Source organism: Allobrachymonas sp., assembly GCF_041912815.1.
In the GTDB taxonomy this organism is placed as follows: domain Bacteria; phylum Pseudomonadota; class Gammaproteobacteria; order Burkholderiales; family Burkholderiaceae_C; genus Brachymonas.
The window spans coordinates 96,640-114,582 of record NZ_JAYRLV010000003.1 but is presented as its reverse complement, the minus strand read 5'-3'; the positions used below and the strand labels follow the sequence as shown (position 1 = coordinate 114,582).

16 protein-coding genes and 1 other RNA gene are annotated in these 17,943 nt (G+C 69.1%); 12 read left to right on the top strand and 5 right to left on the bottom strand.

Translation table 11 applies throughout. The features are described 5' to 3' along the window. The first annotated feature begins 9 nt into the window (after positions 1-9). Complete coding sequence (locus ACE3P9_RS04380) at positions 10-498, top strand: putative toxin-antitoxin system toxin component, PIN family (RefSeq protein ID WP_374492048.1); 489 nt, start codon at positions 10-12, stop codon at positions 496-498. A 36-nt stretch (positions 499-534) separates the two neighbouring features. Here the strand turns inward: ACE3P9_RS04380 and ACE3P9_RS04375 are convergent, their stop codons facing one another. The 3 genes from ACE3P9_RS04375 to ACE3P9_RS04365 all read right to left on the bottom strand — a co-directional run bounded on the left by ACE3P9_RS04375 (position 535) and on the right by ACE3P9_RS04365 (position 3,413). Then, positions 535-1,110 (bottom strand): YbhB/YbcL family Raf kinase inhibitor-like protein, encoded by a 576-nt coding sequence (locus ACE3P9_RS04375; RefSeq protein ID WP_374492146.1) that lies wholly within the window; start codon positions 1,108-1,110, stop codon positions 535-537. A gap of 90 nt (positions 1,111-1,200) precedes the next feature. Then, positions 1,201-1,584, bottom strand: coding sequence for an aspartate 1-decarboxylase (panD, locus tag ACE3P9_RS04370; protein ID WP_374492046.1), 384 nt, complete (start codon positions 1,582-1,584; stop codon positions 1,201-1,203). An 83-nt stretch (positions 1,585-1,667) separates the two neighbouring features. After that, on the bottom strand, positions 1,668-3,413 hold the full coding sequence (locus ACE3P9_RS04365; RefSeq protein ID WP_374492044.1) for an NAD(P)/FAD-dependent oxidoreductase: 1,746 nt from the start codon (positions 3,411-3,413) through the stop codon (positions 1,668-1,670). Between the two features lie 95 nt (positions 3,414-3,508). Here ACE3P9_RS04365 and rnpB point away from each other — a divergent pair. From rnpB to ACE3P9_RS04350, 3 genes are all read left to right on the top strand, one after another. Continuing rightward, an RNA gene (gene rnpB, locus ACE3P9_RS04360) (RNase P RNA component class A) lies at positions 3,509-3,846 on the top strand. Positions 3,847-4,062: 216 nt separating this feature from the next. After that, positions 4,063-5,643: a glycosyltransferase family 39 protein gene (locus ACE3P9_RS04355; RefSeq protein WP_374492043.1), complete on the top strand. Its 1,581-nt coding sequence runs from the start codon at positions 4,063-4,065 to the stop codon at positions 5,641-5,643. Positions 5,644-5,740: 97 nt separating this feature from the next. Then, positions 5,741-6,862 carry a glycosyltransferase family 2 protein gene (locus ACE3P9_RS04350; protein WP_374492042.1) on the top strand — a complete coding sequence of 374 codons (1,122 nt, stop codon included), beginning with the start codon at positions 5,741-5,743 and terminating at the stop codon, positions 6,860-6,862. A 53-nt stretch (positions 6,863-6,915) separates the two neighbouring features. On the opposite strand, the gene ACE3P9_RS04345 is transcribed toward ACE3P9_RS04350, so the two are convergent. Beyond that, positions 6,916-7,305, bottom strand: coding sequence for a GtrA family protein (locus tag ACE3P9_RS04345; protein ID WP_374492041.1), 390 nt, complete (start codon positions 7,303-7,305; stop codon positions 6,916-6,918). A 76-nt stretch (positions 7,306-7,381) separates the two neighbouring features. Between ACE3P9_RS04345 and ACE3P9_RS04340 the strand changes: the two genes are divergently transcribed. Then, positions 7,382-8,329, top strand: a complete 948-nt coding sequence (locus ACE3P9_RS04340; RefSeq protein WP_374492040.1) for a ChbG/HpnK family deacetylase — start codon at positions 7,382-7,384, stop codon at positions 8,327-8,329. A gap of 41 nt (positions 8,330-8,370) precedes the next feature. On the opposite strand, the gene ACE3P9_RS04335 is transcribed toward ACE3P9_RS04340, so the two are convergent. Next, a complete protein-coding gene (locus tag ACE3P9_RS04335; protein ID WP_374492039.1) occupies positions 8,371-10,065 on the bottom strand; it encodes an MBL fold metallo-hydrolase in 1,695 nt (564 codons plus the stop codon). Between the two features lie 117 nt (positions 10,066-10,182). Between ACE3P9_RS04335 and dapF the strand changes: the two genes are divergently transcribed. The 7 genes from dapF (at position 10,183) to hslV (ending at position 17,837) form a co-directional block, all read left to right on the top strand. Further along, entirely contained in the window at positions 10,183-11,091 is a 909-nt protein-coding gene (dapF, locus tag ACE3P9_RS04330) for a diaminopimelate epimerase (protein WP_374492038.1), read from the top strand. Positions 11,092-11,156: 65 nt separating this feature from the next. After that, positions 11,157-11,897, top strand: coding sequence for a DUF484 family protein (locus tag ACE3P9_RS04325; RefSeq protein WP_374492037.1), 741 nt, complete (start codon positions 11,157-11,159; stop codon positions 11,895-11,897). After that, positions 11,894-12,886, top strand: coding sequence for a tyrosine recombinase XerC (locus ACE3P9_RS04320; protein WP_374492036.1), 993 nt, complete (start codon positions 11,894-11,896; stop codon positions 12,884-12,886). The genes ACE3P9_RS04325 and ACE3P9_RS04320 overlap by 4 nt, the downstream gene beginning before the upstream one ends. Positions 12,887-13,048: 162 nt before the next feature. Continuing rightward, positions 13,049-14,212: a GTP-binding protein gene (locus tag ACE3P9_RS04315; protein WP_374492035.1), complete on the top strand. Its 1,164-nt coding sequence runs from the start codon at positions 13,049-13,051 to the stop codon at positions 14,210-14,212. A gap of 412 nt (positions 14,213-14,624) precedes the next feature. Continuing rightward, on the top strand, positions 14,625-15,101 hold the full coding sequence (gene dksA / locus ACE3P9_RS04310; RefSeq protein WP_374492034.1) for an RNA polymerase-binding protein DksA: 477 nt from the start codon (positions 14,625-14,627) through the stop codon (positions 15,099-15,101). Positions 15,102-15,160: 59 nt separating this feature from the next. Beyond that, complete coding sequence (locus tag ACE3P9_RS04305) at positions 15,161-17,119, top strand: hypothetical protein (protein ID WP_374492033.1); 1,959 nt, start codon at positions 15,161-15,163, stop codon at positions 17,117-17,119. Between the two features lie 172 nt (positions 17,120-17,291). After that, a complete protein-coding gene (gene hslV, locus ACE3P9_RS04300) occupies positions 17,292-17,837 on the top strand; it encodes an ATP-dependent protease subunit HslV (RefSeq protein ID WP_374492032.1) in 546 nt (181 codons plus the stop codon). Positions 17,838-17,943 lie beyond the last annotated feature (106 nt).

The window sequence follows — 17,943 nt, the reverse complement described above, 5'->3', positions numbered from 1 at the left end:
GGCCCCTGCATGGACGTGTCACACCTGCAGGAGCGGCCGGATCAGGCAGCTCCCCGGCCCATCGTCATCGACACCAACATCGTGCTCGATCTGTTCGTCTTCGACGATGCGGCGGTGGTTCCCCTGCGCGAGGCCCTGGCCGCCGGGCAGCTTCACTGGATCGCCGTGCCCCGCATGCGCGACGAGCTCGAACGGGTGCTGGCCTATGCCCAGATCGCGCCGCGCATGGCCTGGCATGGACGCGAGGCTGCCGGCGTGCTGGCCCAGTGGGATGCCCATGCGCACCTGCAGCCTCCGGCACCGCGCTGCCACGCCATCTGCAAGGATGCCGACGACCAGTGCTTCATCGACCTGGCCGTGGCCCATCGCGCCCTCTTGCTGAGCAAGGACGGCTACGTGCTGCGCCTGCGCAAGCGCCTGGCACAGCACAGCGGGGTGGCTGTGGCACGCACGCTGTCCGAAGCCCTGCAGGTCTCGCGCACATTCGGCGGCGCCTGAGCGCGGCGGGCTGTGGCTGCGTCTGGAGGTGGGGGATCAGCGCCGTGCGAAGGTGGTGACCAGCTGGCCGCTGGCGATCTGGTGGGACCGAATGGCATCGGCGACCGAGGCAGCAGGCGCTCCCGCCGGCAGCCCGAGCGAGGCCACATCCAGCGCATGAACCGTGAGCACATAGCGGTGAGGATGGTCGCCCGGGGGCGGGCAGGCCCCGCCGTAGTCGGCACTGCCGAAATCGTTGCGGCCCTGGTGGGCTCCGCGAGGCAGCAGGGCTGCATCCGCCCGTCCGGCTCCTTCGGGCAGCGAGGTCGTCGCAGCCGGGAGGTCGTACACCACCCAGTGCCACCAGCCGCCGGGATGGGGGGCATCGGGATCGTGCAGGGTGATGGCGTAGCTCCGGGTGCCGGCAGGCGCATGCGCCCACTGCAGGGCAGGGGAGAGGTTGGCGCCGGTGCACCCGTGGCCACGATAGACCTGCCGCAGCGGCAGTGTGCCACCGGGGTGCAGATCGGGGCTGGATACGGTCAGGGCCGGGCGGGCCTGTGCGGGGGATGCCAGGGGCAGGACCGTGCACAGCAGCAGGGAGCCTGTCAGATGGCGCAGGGGATGCAGCATCACGATTCTCCAGGGGAGCGGGGGCGTTCCCGCAGGGAGATCATGCGCCGTGCCGGGGTGCCCTGCAAGCCCGGCGCGGCGGGGGCAGGGTCAGGCCTGCTGCGTGGGGATGTGGTGGCGCAGCTCGACTTGCTGGTTGCGCTCGTTCACGAAGACCAGGCTCGGCTCGTGGCCGGCGATCTCGGAGGAGTCGAGCTGCACGAAGGCCGCAATGATGACCAGATCGCCCACGGCAGCGCGGCGTGCGGCCGAGCCGTTGAGGGAGATGATGCCGCTGCCGCGTTCGGCCTTGATGGCATAGGTGGTCAGGCGTTCGCCGTTGTCCACGTTCCAGATGTCGATCTGCTCGAACTCATGGATGCCGGAGGCTTCCAGCAGGTTCTCGTCGATTGCGCAGGAGCCTTCGTAGTGCAGCTCGCAGTGGGTGACGGTGGCGCGGTGAATCTTGCCGCTCAGGAGGGTATGTTGTGCCATGGCTCGGAAAACCGGGGGTAATGCTGAAAAAAGCCGCATTCTAGGACAAGGCCCCCAACCTTGCCAGTGCGGCACGGGCGCTCTCAGGCGGCTGGCAGGGCCACGGCCGCACGGGCCACGGCCTCGGCGACCTTGATGCCGTCGACTGCGGCGGACAGGATGCCGCCGGCGTAGCCGGCCCCTTCGCCCGCGGGATAGAGGCCGGGCAGGCCGGGACTTTCCAGGGTAGTGGCATCGCGGTCGATATGCAGGGGCGAGGAGGTGCGGGTTTCCACGCCGGTGAGCATGGCATCGGCCCAGTCGTAGTCCCGGATCTTGCGACCGAAGGCCGGCAGGGCCTCGCGCATGGCCTCGGTGGCATAGGCGGGCAGGGCGTGGGTCAGGTCGGTGAGCGTCACGCCCGGACGGTACGAAGGGGACACCTCGCCGAGACGGGTGGACGGGCGCTGGGCCAGAAAGTCCCCCACGGTCTGGGCCGGGGCCTTGTAGCAGCTGCCTCCGAGCACGTAGGCCTGGCTTTCCAGAATGCGCTGCAGCGCAATGCCGGCAAGCGGGTGGGCGGGCGTGCGGGCATCGCCCACGCCATCGCGCTCCAGCACGGAAGCGGGCAGGGCTTCGGCCTGTGCCAGAGCCTCGTGGGCCGGGATGTCGGTGCGCAGCACGGGAAAGTCGGCCGGGGTGATGCCGACGACCATGCCGGCGTTGGCATTGCGCTCGGCGCGGCTGTACTGGCTCATGCCGTTGGTGACCACGCGGCCCGGTTCGCTGGTGGCGGCCACCACGGTGCCGCCGGGACACATGCAGAAGCTATAGACGGCGCGGCCGTTGGCGGCGTGATGGACCAGCTTGTAGTCGGCGGCACCGAGCAGCGGATGGCCGGCATGCACGCCCCAGCGGGCGCGGTCGATGAGGCCCTGGGGATGTTCGATGCGGAAGCCGACCGAGAAGGGCTTGGCATGCATGGGCACGCCCTGCTCGTGGAGCATGGTGAAGGTGTCGCGTGCGCTGTGGCCCAGGGCCATGACGGCCTGCCGTGCGGGCAGCTCATAGGCACTGCCCGTGGATGCGTCGAGCACCTGCAGGGCACGCAGGCTGCCGTCGGCAGCGGTCACGAGGCCGGTGACGCGCTGCTCGAACCGGATTTCGCCGCCGAGGCGCTCGATGTCGTGGCGGATGTTCTCCACCACCTTGACGAGCCGGAAGGTGCCGATGTGGGGGCGGGCGACGTAGAGAATGTCCTCGGGAGCTCCGGCGCGGACGAATTCCTCCATCACCTTGCGGCCGAGGTGGCGCGGGTCCTTGATCTGGCTGTAGAGCTTGCCGTCGCTGAAGGTGCCGGCGCCGCCTTCGCCGAACTGTACGTTGCTCTCGGGCGTGAGCTCCTGGCGGCGCCACAGTCCCCAGGTGTCCTGCGTGCGCTGGCGCACGGTCCGGCCGCGTTCGAGCACGATGGGGCGCAGGCCCATCTGGGCCAGACACAGCGCGGCGAGCATGCCGCAGGGGCCGAAGCCCACCACCACCGGCCGGTCCTGCAGCGCGGCCGGCGCCGTCACGGGCATGTGCCACGTCATGTCGGGAGTGGGCTGCACGTGCGCATGAGAGGCAAGGCGGGCCAGCACCGTGGCCTCGTCCTCGGGGCTGTCGGCCGCGAGGGCCACGTCGAGGATGTAGACCTTCTGCAGGTGCTTCTTGCGCGCGTCGAAGCTGCGCTTGTGCACCTGCACGGTGGCAAGGGCCGTGGCAGGCAGGGCGAGCACGGCAGCGGCAGCGTCGCGGAGCGCGGCGTCGTCCGCGTCGAGGGGAAGACGGATTTCGGAGAGTCGGATCATGGCAATGCGGCCCGTGTCGATCGGGCAGGGCAAAGCAAATGATGATGGCACAGGCCTATCGTTTTGTCACGCGCTGAGGGATAATCTGCCGCCGTGAAGCCCGCCAGACCGCCGCTGGTGCCATCGTGGAAACACGGCACTGGAGGAACGTCCGGACTGCACAGGACAGCGCAGGAGGTAACACCTCTCCACCGAAGGCCGCAAGGCGCAAGGTGAGGATCAGAGCAACAGAGACGAGTCCGGGCTTCGGCCCGGGGTGAAACGGGCAATCTCTGCGCGCAGCAATGCCAAGTAGGCCAGCGTCGATGTGGTTCCGCAGAGCTGGCGGGTAGGCAGCACCGAGCCGGTGGGGTGACCCCCGGCCCAGATGAATGGCGGTCACGCGCGGGGCAACTCGCGTGCACAGAATCCGGCTTATCGGCGGGCTTCACTTCTTCGTTTTTTCTTTTTTCCCGTTCCGGGCCCGAGGGGGCGGAACGGTTTGTTGTTCCCGGAGCGGCCTGACGCGGCTGCTTTCCCGGCATCGAGGTTGCGCATGGCAGTCCCCGGTGGGGCAGGAACGGCCGGTCTTCCTATTCCGGCTGGGGCCGCCCCTTCTTCTTCCGATTCTTCCCTTTCATTCCATGATGCTGTTCCGCCGCAGCCATCCGTGTCGGGTCTGCAGGTGGCGGTTCTGCTCTTGGTGTTCGGGCTGGCGTGGCTGGCTGTGCTGGGGGGCACGGCGCTGGTGCCGCCCATGGACAACATCGAGCAGCTCGACTGGGTGCGCTTGCTGCAGTGGGGCTACTACAAGCATCCCCCGCTGCCCACGGCGCTGCTCTGGCCCTGGGTGCAGCTGTTCGGGCTGAACGGCTGGGTGACCTATGTGCTGGGCACCGTGGTCACCCTGCTGGCGCTGGGGCTGCTGTGGCGGATGCTGCGGGACATGGCGGGCAGCCGCCTTGCCACGCTGGCCCTGCTCGCGGTGCTGTGCATCACCTTCTATGCCGGACGCCTGTACTACTACAACCACAACACGGTGCTGCTGCTGGGCACGGTGGCCAGCGCGGCCTGTGCGTGGCAGGCCTTCGGCGGGACGGGGCGGCGCCTGGGCTGGTGGCTGCTGCTCGGGCTTGCGCTGGGCATCACGGCGCTGGGCAAGTACCAGATCGGCCTGAGCGTGCTGAGCCTGATCGCCTTCGCGCTGCATGAGCGCTCCTGGCGCAGGCCGGAGCAGCTGCGCGGGCTGCTGCTGGCTGGCGGGGTGTCGGCTCTGGTGTTCGTGCCCCATGTGCTGTGGCTGGTGCGTTCGCACGGCGAAGCGATGGACTATGCGCTGAGCACGTCGGTCGCGGCCACGGCCTATGGCTGGCGCAGCGTGGGCGAGAGCCTGCGCTGGCTGGCCGACCAGCTCTTCAACCGGGCGCTGGGGGCGTGGCTGCTGCTCGGCATCGGCGTCTGGCGCTGGCGCCGGACCCGTTCGGCCGAGGCGCCACGACAGATGGTCACCGTCCAGGAAGGTGCCGAGCCTGCCGGGGACGATGCCCTGGCGCGGGCGCGCGTCTTTCTGCTGCTGTGGGGGGCGTTGCCGCTGGGGCTGATGGAATGCATGGGGCTGGTGCTGGGCAGCGACCTGCAGCTGCACTGGGGCGTGGCCTACCTGCCGCTCCTGGTGCCGGCCGTGATGCTGTGCTGGCGTGGGGTGAACTGGAGCGCCGTGCTGGCCCAGCCGGCCGTGATGCGCAGCTTCGTGGTGCTGCAGGTGCTGCTGCTGACGCACACGGTGCTCACCTCTTCCTTCGGCCCCGAGCGGCTGCGCAGCAGGCACTGGCGCACCTTCGATGCGCCCCGGGTGGCGGCGGCCCTGGCCGGCCCGGCCCGGCAGGCGCTGGGACATCCGGTGGCTGTGCTCATCGGTGACAGCGGGGTGGCTGGTGCCCTGGCGCTGCAGCTGCCCGAGCGCCCCCTCGTACTCATCGGCAACAACTACACCTGGAGTGTCTGGGTGCCGCGAGACCGCGTGGCCCGCTGCGGCGCCGTGCTCATCGAGACGGGTGACCGCCAGTGGGACAACACGCCGCGCAGCGCCTCGGCCGAGGAGGCCCACGCGGAGCTGACGCAGGACTCCCACCCGGTCACCAAGCCGGTGCAGGCGGTGACTGGCACGGTGAGACAGCCGGGCGGCAGTATCCCTTCGGTGACGTGGACCGTGATTCCACCGACCCTCCCCGGGGGCTGCCCTGCGCTATGATGCAGGGCCTGGAGGCCCGTGACTGGCTGGTGCCCGTGCGGGTGCCCCGGGTGCATTCCTGCGTGCAGGCCCGGACCGGTCGGTCCCTGTGACCGTCATGCGATTCCGTTTTTCCTGCCGGCGTCCGACCATGCCCACCGCTACTCCTTCCTCCCTTTCTGCCTCTGCACGCGAGGCTGCCGTCCGGCGCCAGACCATCTCCTGCATCGTGCCGGCCTACAACGAGGCCGAGAACCTGCCCCGGCTGGTGCCGCTGGTGGCGCAGGCGCTCGAAGCCACCGGCCATCCGTTCGAGATCATCGTGGTCAACGACGGCAGCGCGGACGACACCTCGACCGTGCTCGCCGGGCTGTGCGAGATCCATGCACCGCTGCGGGCGCTCGACCTGTCGCGCAACTTCGGCAAGGAGGCCGCGCTCACCGCCGGGCTCGATGCGGCCCGGGGCGATGCCGTCATTCTCATGGACGCCGACCTGCAGCACAGCCCGGATCTCATCGGCCAGATGCTGCAGCACTGGTACGAGGGCGCCGAGGTGGTGTATGCCGTGCGCCGCAACCGCCAGGACGAGGGACTCTTCAAGCGTCTCGGAACGCGGCTCTTCTATGGCATGGTCAACCGGGGGGCACGCTTCCGCATCCCGCCCGATGCGGGCGATTTCCGGCTCATGGACCGCCGGGTGGTGGCCGCACTGCGCCGTCTGCCCGAGCGCAACCGCTTCATGAAGGGGCTCTATGCCTGGGCGGGATTCCGCCACGTGGCGCTGCCCTACACCCCGCAGGAGCGGCATGCCGGCCGAACCCACTACAGCAAGTGGCGGCTGCTCAACCTCGCGCTCGACGGGCTCACCGCCTTTTCCACCTGGCCGCTGCGGGTGGTGACGGGCACGGGCGTGCTGTCGGCCGTGGTGGCTTTCCTCTACGGAGCCTGGGTGGTGTTCGACTACTTCATGTGGGGCAACCGGGTGTCGGGCTGGAGCACGCTCATCGTGTGCATCCTGCTGTTCTCGGGGCTGCAGATGATCTTTCTGGGCATGCTGGGCGAATACATCGGCCGCATCTTCGAGGAGGTCAAGCGCCGTCCCGTCTACATCGTGGCCGAGGAGGCCGGTCTGGGACTGCCGCGCCGCCGCCAGCGTGCCAGCGTGGCCGATCTCACCGGAGCCAATACGGCGCAGCCCGATCTGCCCGACGAGCTGCCTCCGGGCGTGACCTGGCAATAGGGGCGCGACCGGCGGGGAGGAATATGCAGGGGACGAAGGGTCGCCCCCTGCGATCAGGAGGCCGTGCCCCGGAAGGCCCAGAGCTTGCTGAGCACGTAGGTGCCGACGGCCACGCCCACCAGCACCAGCGCGAGCAGCACGTCATAGCGCCACGGCGAATAGCGCAGTGCGAACGCATAGGCCAGCTCGTTGAGGGCAAAGCCCGAGGCCGACAGCAGAAAGAAACGCGGCAGTGCGTGCCGCCAGTGTGTCTGCTGATGGGCGAAGGTCCAGACGTAGTGCCCTCCGAACGACACGCCGAAGGCCGTGAGCCAGCCGAGCACATTGGCCACCAGCGGGCGCATGCCGGTGCCGTCCACCAGCAGTTTCACCACCGCAAAATGCACGGCCGCAGCTGCGCAGCCGGTGATGATGAAGCGCAGGGGAGGGGGCAGGGCGGGCATGGCCGCCATTGTAGTCGGCCCGCCGCCGGCAGCCCGTGCCACAATGGGCCGCAGTACCGCCCGCCGATTTGCCTGCATGACTGCTTCTGCCCAGCCCCTTTCCCCCGATTCGATGCCTGTGTCGCGCAGGGTGTGCCTGTGCGTCGACGATTTTGGGCTGCATCCCGCCATCAACCAGGCGGTGCTGGCGCTCGTGGATCGGGGCCGGATCGGGGCCACCAGCGCCATGGTCGACGGCGTGGCATGGACCGAGGGCGCGGCCGCGCTGCGCCAGGTGCCTGCGGCCACGCTCGACGTGGGGCTGCATCTCGACCTCACCGAACCGCAGACACGCCCCGGCCTCCTGCCGCGCCGGCCGCTGCGCCAACTGATTCTGGCCAGCTACGGCGCCCGGCTCGATGGCCGCCTGCTGCGGCGCGAGATCGCGCGGCAGCTCGACGCCTTCGAGTCCACCCTGCGCCGGCCACCGGCGTATGTGGATGGCCACCAGCATGTGCACCAGCTGCCGCAGGTGCGCGATGCACTCCTGGAGGTGCTTGCCATGCACTACGCGCCCGGCGAGCGGCCCTGGCTGCGCCACACCCAGCCGCTGGCGACCCCCAGCGGAGGGGTGGGCAACCGGTTCAAGGCCTGGGTGATCGCGGCACTCGGGTCGGTGCCGCTGCAGGCCATGGCGCGGCGGCAAGGCTTTCCCATGAGCCATGCGCTGGCCGGGGTGTACGACTTCTCGGGCGGCGTGGACGCCTACCAGCGCCTGCTGCGCGACTGGCTCGTGCATGCCGAGGCGGGGGATGTGCTGATGTGCCATCCTGCCGTGGATGCCGTGCCGGCCGATCCCATCGCCACGGCCCGGGTGGTCGAGTTCCATGTGCTCGCCTCCGACTGGATGGGCGAGCTGCTGTCGCGGGAGCGCATTCGGCTCGCTCCCCTGTCGCCCTGGCTGCGCGAGCACGCGGCCTTGCGCGCCGCGCTCGATGCGCCGGCGGCCGAGCCCGAAGAGGCCGACATCCATACGCGCATCTGAACCTGTCGCCCGCTCTGCGTCTCTGCGGGGCTCTGTGCGTGTCAGGCCGAAGGTGCCCGTCCGGTCATGCGCAGGTGTTCCACATGCGCGAGCAGCGAGCGGCGTGCCAGCGGCCACAGCGTGGCGGGCGTGTCGGAGTAGGCATGGGCCACCCAGTCGTCGAGCGAGCCGGAGGGCGACCCCTGCATGGCGGCGAGCACCCGAGCCTCGCGGGCCAGGCGGTGCGCCCGCAGCCCTGCGATGACGGCCCGGGCGTGCTGCATGGCATAGCCGTGCGCGGGCAGGATGAATTCCAGCCCGTGGCGGACGCAGGCCGCGTCGAGCCGTTCGAGCGAGGCGAGGTAGTCCCCCATGGCCCCATCGGGCGGATCGACGATGGTGGTGCTGCCGTTGAGGATGTGGTCGCCGCTGAACAGCAGGCCATCTTCCTCCAGCGCCAGACACACGTGGTTGGCCGTGTGCCCCGGGGTGTGCAGCGCCGTCAGGGTGTGGGTGGTGCCGTCGGGTTCGTACAGCACCAGTGCGGCGCCGTCGGTCAGCTCCTCGTCGGGCACGAAGTGGCTGTCGAGCCGGGCGTGGGGGCCGTGGTGCAGCCCCAGCACCGGGGGGCGGTGGTGAGCGCCGGCACGCGCCGCGCTCAGTGTCTGCAGCACAAAGGCGCCGGGGCTGTGATCCGGATGCGAATGGGTGCACACGATGAAGCGCACATCGCCGCCCGTGGCTGCCAGGATGCGGCCCAGGTGCTCGCCGTCAGCGGGCCCCGGGTCGATCACCGCAAACCCGCTCGCGGCCGTGCCCACCAGATAGGTGTTGGTGCCGGGGCCGGTCATCACGCCGGCGTTGGGCGCCGTCAGCCGCAGCACGTTGCGTAGCAGGGGCACCGGGTGTTCATGCTGCCAGACGATGCTGTGGGCTACCTGCCCGTAGGGCGTCACCAGCCCCAGCTCCCCGTAGGCGAGATCCTCGTTGACCAGCCGCACCTCGTGTCCAGCCGCATCCAGGGCGCCGCGCGGGCAGTATTGCCACAGAGGGTGGCCAGCGGCACAGGCGTCGAGCATCGCATCCACCGACGGCTGCGCCGCCAGGCGCTCCAGCGTGCGGACCGTGGGAAACATCATCGGGAACTGCCCCTGCGCATGCAGTGCCACGGCCTCGGCCGGGCGGACCCAGCGGATGTCGACCTGCTCGTGGGCGTCGGCGTGCGGGGTCTGGTCACGGGGCATGCGCGCCACCAGAAACGGGGTGTCGAAGCGCTTGGGCAGATCCAGGGGCGCCAGCCAGCGGGCGAGCACGCGCACCGCATCGGCGGCGGGGTGCAGCCCCAGCGAGACGCAGGCGGCATGGAAGGTGGCGGCATCGCTGCGCCGGCCGATGGCGGCTTCGAGCGCCGTGACATCCGCCTGCGTGGCGGGGGAGCCGTCGGCGCGGTGGGCCAGCAGCACCCCCACTTCCTCGTAGCTCTCGCGCAGTGCCGCCAGGGCCCAGACCCGGGCCTCGCCCTGCTGGTCGTCGCGGAAGCGGGCCCCATCGGGGGCTTCGCTGGCCGCCTCGTCGGCGCTTTCCACCGCACCGCCGGGAAAGACATACAGGCTGGCCGCGAATCCGGCCTGTCCCGAGCGGCGGGTCATCAGCACCTCGGGGCCCTCCGGCCCGTCACGGAACAGCAGCACGGTGGCCGCAAGGCGGGGCGTGACGGTGGAAAGGGGAGGGTGGAGCAGCTGGCTGGAACGGGGCATGGGCAGAAAACGGCAGCGGGCGCCAGCACGTCGGGCAACCGGGCCATGCCGGATTGCACCGGGGGCAGGGGGCATGGCGGGCCTGCCCGGGCGGGGTCATTTTGTCATAATGCCCCCATGCGCATACCCTTTACCAAGATGCAGGGGGCAGGCAACGACTTCGTGGTGCTGGACGAGACCCGCGCCCCGCTTGGCCTGCAGCCCGAGCATTACCGTTTCCTGGCCGATCGGCGCTTCGGTGTCGGCGCGGACCAGATCCTGTCCGTGCGTCCCCCCGTCGGGGAGGGCGCCGATTTTGCCTACGTCATCCACAACGCGGACGGCGGCGAGGTCGAGCACTGCGGCAACGGCGCGCGCTGCTTTGTGCGCTTCGTGCGCGAGCAGGGCCTCACCGACAGGGACACCATCACCGTGCAGGTGCGCCGCGGCACCATCGTGCTGCATGCCCTGCCCGATGGCGAGGTCACCGTGGATATGGGCGCGCCCGTGTTCGACCTGCCCGCGCTGCCCTTCGAGCCGGGCACCCTGCCCAGCCGGCAGCAGGGCGAGGCCACGCTGTGGCGTCTGCCTCTGGCCGATGCCGAAGCCCAGGCCGGCGCCCCGGTCGAGGTGGCGCTGGTGTCCATGGGCAACCCCCATGCCGTGCTCGTGGTGCCGGACGTGATGGCCGCCCCCGTGCATCGGCTGGGCGCCGCCATCCAGGCGCTGCCGGCCTTTCCCGCAAGCGTCAACGCGGGCTTCATGCAGATCCTCGATCGCGGCCATATCCGGCTGCGCGTCTACGAACGTGGCTCGGGCGAGACACTGGCCTGCGGCACGGGGGCCTGTGCCGCCGTGGTGGCCGGCATCCGCGAAGGCCTGCTTGCCTCCCGCGTGCAGGTCGATGCCCTCGGCGGCACCCTGTACATCGCATGGCAGGGCGCCGGTACGCCGGTGCGCATGACGGGCCCGGCCACCACCGTGTTCCACGGCGAGATCGACCTGCCGAAGCACCCGCCGCAGCTCCCCGGCATTCCTGCTGCCTGAATCCAGCCCGTCGGCCGCCCGGTGTGCGGCGCCGACAGGCTTCCTCCACTGTCTTCCCCGACTCCATGCAACCTCATGAACTGGCGCCCCTGACCGAGCGCGACATTGCCGAATACCTCATCCAGAACCCGGGCTTCTTCGAGCGCAACGCCGAGCTGCTCGCTGCCGTGCAGCTCGGCAGCTCCCACGGCCGCCGGGTGGTCAACCTGCAGGAACGACAGGCCGAGATGCTGCGCGAGAAGATCAAGGTGCTCGAACACCGCCTTGTGGACATGATCCGCCACGGCAGCGACAACAGCATCACCACCAACCGCCTGCTCAACTGGACGGTCCAGCTCCTGCTCGAACACGACCCCGCTGCCCTGCCCGAAGCCATCTGTGCGGCCATGATCGACGACTTCCGCGTGCCGCAGGCAGCCCTGCGCGTCTGGAACGTGGCCAGCCCCTATGCCGGCCTGCCCTTCACCCAGGGCGTGAGCGGCGATTCGCGCAGCTTTGCCTCGTCTCTCACCTCGCCCTACTGCGGCATGCATGTGGGCGTGGAAGCCGTCAAGTGGCTGCCGGAACCCACCCAGGCGGCCTCGCTGGCCCTCATTCCGCTGCGTCCGGCCGGCAAGTCCACGGCGCCTGCCTTCGGCCTTCTGGTGCTGGCTTCGCCCGATTCGCAGCGCTATCAGGACGACATGGCCACCGACTTCCTCGAACGCATCGGGGAGCTGGCCAGCGCCGCACTCTCGCGCCTGATGATCGAGCCGCCCGTCCTTCGCGATTCCCTGGCCGATCCTGTTCCCCACACCCCGGCATGACCGATTCTGCAGCCGCTCCTGCCCCCGCGGCGCCAGCGCCCGACCCTCTGGTGCTGCGCTATCTGGAGCATGTGCGCTCGGGCAAGCGGCTGGCGGCGCGCACCGTCACCCTCTACGGTGAAGACCTCGCGCGCCTGCAGGCCCAGGCAGCCGGGGCGGGCCTCCCGCTGGATGCCGTGCAGACGGCCCACGTGCGCCGCTGGCTGGCCACGCTGCGCAGCGCCGGCTACAGCCCGCGCGGACTGGCCCGCATCCTCTCGGGCTGGCGCGGCTTCTACCGCTGGCTGGTGCAGGAACGTCTCATTGCCCACAACCCCGTGCAGGACGTGCGTGCTCCCCGCGCCGGCAAGCCCCTGCCCAAGGCCCTGTCCGTCGACGACGCCATGCGGCTTGCCGACCATCGCGGCAACGCCACTCCCGATCCCCGCCACCCCGATGCCGCCTGGCTGGAGCTGCGCGACCGCTGCCTGGTCGAGCTCCTTTACGGCAGCGGCCTGCGGGTGAGCGAGCTCGTCGGACTCGACATCCACCCCGGCCCGGAGGCCCGTGGCTGGTGCGATCTCGACGCCGCCGAGGTGCACGTGCTCGGCAAGGGCGGCAAGTGGCGCACCGTGCCGCTCGGCCACCAGGAGCTCGAAGCCCTGAAGCCGTGGCTCGACGCGCGGGCCCTGCTGCCCGTGGCCCGCGCCACGCCCGCCCTGCTCATCGGGCGCCGGGGCACCCGGCTGACCCCCCAGTCGGTGTGGCAGCGCCTCCAGGCCCGCAGCCGTGCCGCCGGGCTCGATGCCCCCGTGCACCCGCACATGCTGCGCCACAGCTTCGCCAGCCACCTGCTTCAGTCCAGCGGCGACCTGCGTGCCGTGCAGGAGCTGCTCGGCCATGCCCACATCGGCACCACCCAGATTTACACCCGGCTCGATTTCCAGCATCTGGCCAAGGTGTACGATGCGGCGCATCCCCGGGCTCACGGCAAGAAATCCGGTTCCTGACCCGTTCCGGCCGGCTGCCCCCCGCAAGAGCGGGCGCCCGCCCGTGCTGGAAAAACCGGCACGCGCCCCCATGTACCCGGCAGTCTCCCGCATCGGGCGGTGCGCATCCGTGCGTGCATCCAGGCGCCGGGCATCGCAGCTTTTTTTCAGGACTCCATTTCCATGGCACTCATTCCCGCCACCATCGTTACCGGCTTCCTGGGCGCCGGCAAGACCACACTGCTCAAGCGCGTGCTCACCGAGGCCCATGGTCAGAAAATCGCCGTCATCGAGAACGAGTTCGGCGCCGAGAACATCGACAACGACATCCTCGTCTCCGACACCAACGAGCAGATCATCCAGATGAGCAACGGCTGCGTGTGCTGCACCATCCGCGAGGACTTGCGCAACACCCTGCAGCTCCTGGCTGCCAAGCGCCGCAAGGACATGGTCAAGTTCGACCGCGTCATCATCGAAACCACCGGCGTCGCCGACCCCGGCCCGGTGGCCCAGACCTTCTTCATGGACGACGAGATCGCCGAGAACTACCTGCTCGACTCCATCATCACCCTCGTCGATGCCAAGCACGCCATGCAGCAGCTCGACGAGCGCCTCGAAGCGCAGCGGCAGGTCGGGTTCGCCGACCAGATCTTCATCAGCAAGGCCGACCTCGTGAGCAAGGACGACCTGCGTGCCCTGCAGGAACGCCTGCACGCCATGAACCCCCGCGCCACCCAGAAGATCGTGCATTTCGGCCAGGTCCCTCTGGGCGATGTGCTCGACCTGCGCGGCTTCAACCTCAATTCCACGCTGGACCTCGACCCCGACTTCCTCGCCGAGGAAGAGCCCCATGACCACGCGCACGACCATGCCCATGACAGCTGCTGCGGGCACGACCATGGTCATGACCACGACCACGGCGCGTGCTGCGGCCATGACCACGAGGCGCACGACCACGCGTCGCACGCAGCCGACTGCGATCATCACCATGCCGAGGGCGAAGCCTGCAACCACCATGGCCATGGGCACGCCCATCACCACCATTTCGACGACGACGTCAAGAGCTTCGTCTACCGTGCCACGCGCCCCTTCGATCCCGTCAAGCTCGAAGACTTCCTCGGAGCCATCGTCCAGATCTACGGCCCCAAGATGTACCGCTACAAGGGCGTGCTCGACATGAAGGGCACCAGCCGCAAGGTGATCTTCCAGGGCGTGCACCAGCTCATGGGCAGCGACCTGGGCCCCGAGTGGGGCAAGGACGAGCCGCGCTCCAGCAAGATGGTGTTCATCGGCGTCGACCTTCCGCGCGAAATTCTGGAACAGGGCCTCGACCAGTGCTGCGTCTGACAAGACGCGGCGCGCGTGGCCCCGTTTCCTGAAGCGGCTGCCCGCCCTGCCGCGCACTGCTCCCTTGACCGGGGTGGTGCGGCAGCGGGGGCAAGCGTAAAAAATTCCCTTTTCTGCGACAAAACACCTACAATCCGTGCGCTTCCCGAGAGCGAACGAGGGTAAATTGAGAACTTCGCGTCGATCGTGAACCGTCCAGATGGCGGTCCATGGCGTCCGGACTTTCAGGGGAGCCCTGCAGATTCCTTCGTGCCTTTCCCATCCTCCTTTTCGGGGACAGAGAGCAGCCAGGGGAATCCGTCATCTGCCCGCATGTTCGTTCCAGGATCGTGCCCGCCTGTCCGGGGCATGGAAACCGCCGCTGCGCCGTGTGCGCGTGCATCCTTTTTTCCTTGATACGACCCAGACCGACATGACCGCCGCGACTACTCCCAAGAAAGACACCAAACTGGCCAACAACTGGAAGAAGAAGCCGCCCCAGGAGCTCTCCGATGCCGAAGTGCTGGCCATGCCCGAGTCCGAGTACATGAACGATGTGCAGCTCGCGTTCTTCCGCCACCGCCTGCAGCAGCTGCGTGCCGACATCCTGAACAACGCCGGCGCCACCGCCGAGCACCTGCGTCAGGATGCCGTGGTCGTGCCCGACCCGGCCGACCGTGCCACCATCGAGGAAGAGCACGCTCTCGAACTGCGCACCCGTGACCGCGAGCGCAAGCTGCTCAAGAAGATCGACCAGTCCATCGCACAGATCGATTCGGGCGACTACGGCTACTGCACCGAGACGGGCGAGCCCATCGGCATCGGTCGCCTGCTGGCGCGCCCCACGGCCACCCTGTCGCTCGAAGCCCAGCAGCGCCGCGAACTCAAGCAGAAAATGTTTGGAGACTGATTCCCCGCTGCGCCGCCGTTCGCGGGCGGGGGGATGTCCACACCGATCCTGATACACCCATGTCGCAGCCCGCAGAAAAGCTTCCCTTCTTCAACAAGCTCGCCCGCTTCGTGGCCAACCCCACGACGGACTGGAAGGCACTCGATACCCTCCCGGCCGCCGATGCGGCCGGAGCCACAGCCGGCGCCGAGGAAATCACCGCCGAGGAGCTGGCCCAGCTTCACCGCCAGCGGCGCCGCTACAACCGCAAGGTGCGCGAGCGCGAATTCGATGCCCTGCGGCAGCTGCGTTCCGGCGGGACCGAGGCGGCCCAGCCGGGAGCCGACCTCAACAGCACGCTGCTGCTGCGCCCCTCGTCCAGCGGGGCAGCCAGTGCCCTCATGACGGACACGCCCGAGAGCAGCAACTTCGATGTGAGCCAGATCAACAGCATCGAACAGCAGATGACCGACCAGTGGTGGAACAAGAACGGTCCCCTCTCCGTACCACCGCCCGACAGCACCCTCAAGACCCAGATCATGATCAAGGACAAGGTCGACCTCCTGCCCGATCTGGCGCTGGGGGATGAGTCGGTGGTGCCCTTCGAGACCGTGGACATGCCGGAGGGCAGCCAGCCGGCCACTTTCGCGCGCAAGCCGGCCGCGCCCGATGCCTTCCATTCCATCCAGGGCACCAGCAACCCGGAAGGCAGCGGCGCCTCGATCGATTCGGAACTGGCCCCCGATACCCAGCCTGGCCTGATCCAGAGCATCCCCTCGATGGACCTCGGGGTCCCTCTCATCGATGCGCTCGTTCCCGTGGGCGACAGCCGCATGGACGAAGTGGCCTCCGACAGCCGCTTCGACGAAGCCCTGCAGGCCCTTCCGCTCGAAGACCTCGCCGGCGGCGAGCCCCGTGCCATCACGCGGGTCGATGCCCTCAGCGACACCCTCAACGAGCCTGCCATCCTCTTCTCGCAGGGGCAGGATGGGGCAGCGGAAACCCGCCTGCGCGATCTGGTGGCGCAACTGCCGCAGGGGCAGGGCGGAACCAGTGCCATTGCCGACGAGGAGCCCGACGCCCTGCTCGCGCTTCTCGACCTCTACCGCGCCACCGCTCAGGAGGAAAAGTTCGATGCCACCTGTCTGGAGCTGGTGCAGCGCTTCGGCCGCTCCGCGCCCCAGTATGCCGGTGACGATCCGTGGCTGAGCCAGATCGGCGGCACCACGTCCTTCATGGGCGTGACCCGCATTGCCCAGGAGCTCTCCGGGCACGCCTGCTGGAAGGCACCGGCCACCATCGATGTGCCCGACCTGCTGTCCCTGCAGCAGGTGCTGGCAGCCGACGCCGATGCCCTGATCGACTGGCGCGGGCTGCAGGCCCTGACACCCATGGCCCTGCCAGTGCTGCTGGTGGTGCTGCGCGAGCTTGCAGGGCGCCGCATGCGGCTGGTGATGTGGGGACTGCCGCAGCTGGTGCAGCACCTGGAGCAGGGCTGCGCCGCAGCAGACCGCACCACCCAGAGCCTGAGCTGGATGCTGCGTCTGGAGCTGCTCCGCATCACCGGCGCGCAGGAAGCCTTCGATGCCCAGGCGCTCGACTACTGCATCGCCCTGGAGGAATCCCCGCCTTCGTGGACGCCTGCCCGCTGCACCTATGTCGATGCGGATGCCATCGACTGGCAGATGGCGGGTGCCGCGTCGGCCCTCACCGTCTCTCCCGCGAGCAGCCTGCCGCCCCAGGGGGTGAGCAAGGGTCAGCTGGCCCACCCGTTCGAGTGGAAGGGAGCCTTTACCGGCAGCATCCAGCCCCTGCTGCAGGTTCTGCAGGAATCCGTCGGCTCTCAGGGCTGCACCATCGACTGCAGCGCCCTGGAGCGCATGGACTATGCGGCTGCAGCCGAACTCCTCGCCTGGCTGCTTGTGCGCAAGCCCGAAGACGGGGCGATCCGCTTCATCCAGGTGCAGCGGCTCGTGGCCGTGTTCTGGCGCATCATGGGCATCACCGGCCAGGCGCAGGTGGAACTGCGGCGCGACTGAAGCGACCGAAGGAGGCGAGCGGCCTGTCGCGCGACGCTGCCCCGGGGGTGGGGCGCAGTGTCGGCGTGTCTTGCGGGTGAGACATCCTGTCTTGCAATGGCTGCAGCTGCCCTCATCTGCCGGAACTGTCTTCTTTTTCAGTGCGCGGCAGCCGCTGCCGCGCCCGAGCCGCATGGAACAATTTCACGGAACCACCATTCTGAGTGTCCGGCGCCAGACGCCCGAAGGCGTGCAGGTCGCCATCGGTGGGGACGGCCAGGTCACCCTGGGCCACATCGTCGTCAAGGGCACGGCCCGCAAGGTGCGCAAGCTGCATCATGGGCAGGTGCTGGCCGGGTTTGCCGGCGCCACGGCCGATGCCTTCACGCTCTTCGAGCGCTTCGAGGCCAAGCTCGACAAGTACCAGGGCAATCTGGCACGCGCCGCCGTGGAGCTGACCAAGGAATGGCGCACCGATCGCGTGCTGCGCAAGCTCGAAGCCATGCTCGCCGTGGCCGACCGCACCTCGTCCTACATCATCACCGGCAATGGCGATGTGCTCGAACCCGAACACGGCATCGTGGCCATCGGGTCGGGCGGCGCCTATGCCCAGTCTGCCGCCAAGGCGCTGCTCGACCATACCGATCTGTCCGCCGAGGAAGTGGTGCGCAAGTCGCTCGCCATCGCGGGCGAGCTGTGCATCTACACCAACATGCACCACACCATCGAGGTGCTCTGAGTCCCCGCCGCCCGGTTCCTGCCTGATCTGCGCACTTTGGCGCGGGGGCAGGGGAGGCGGGCGGACGCTTTTCCGATTCTTTTCTGCGCCCCGTGGCGCCCGTATG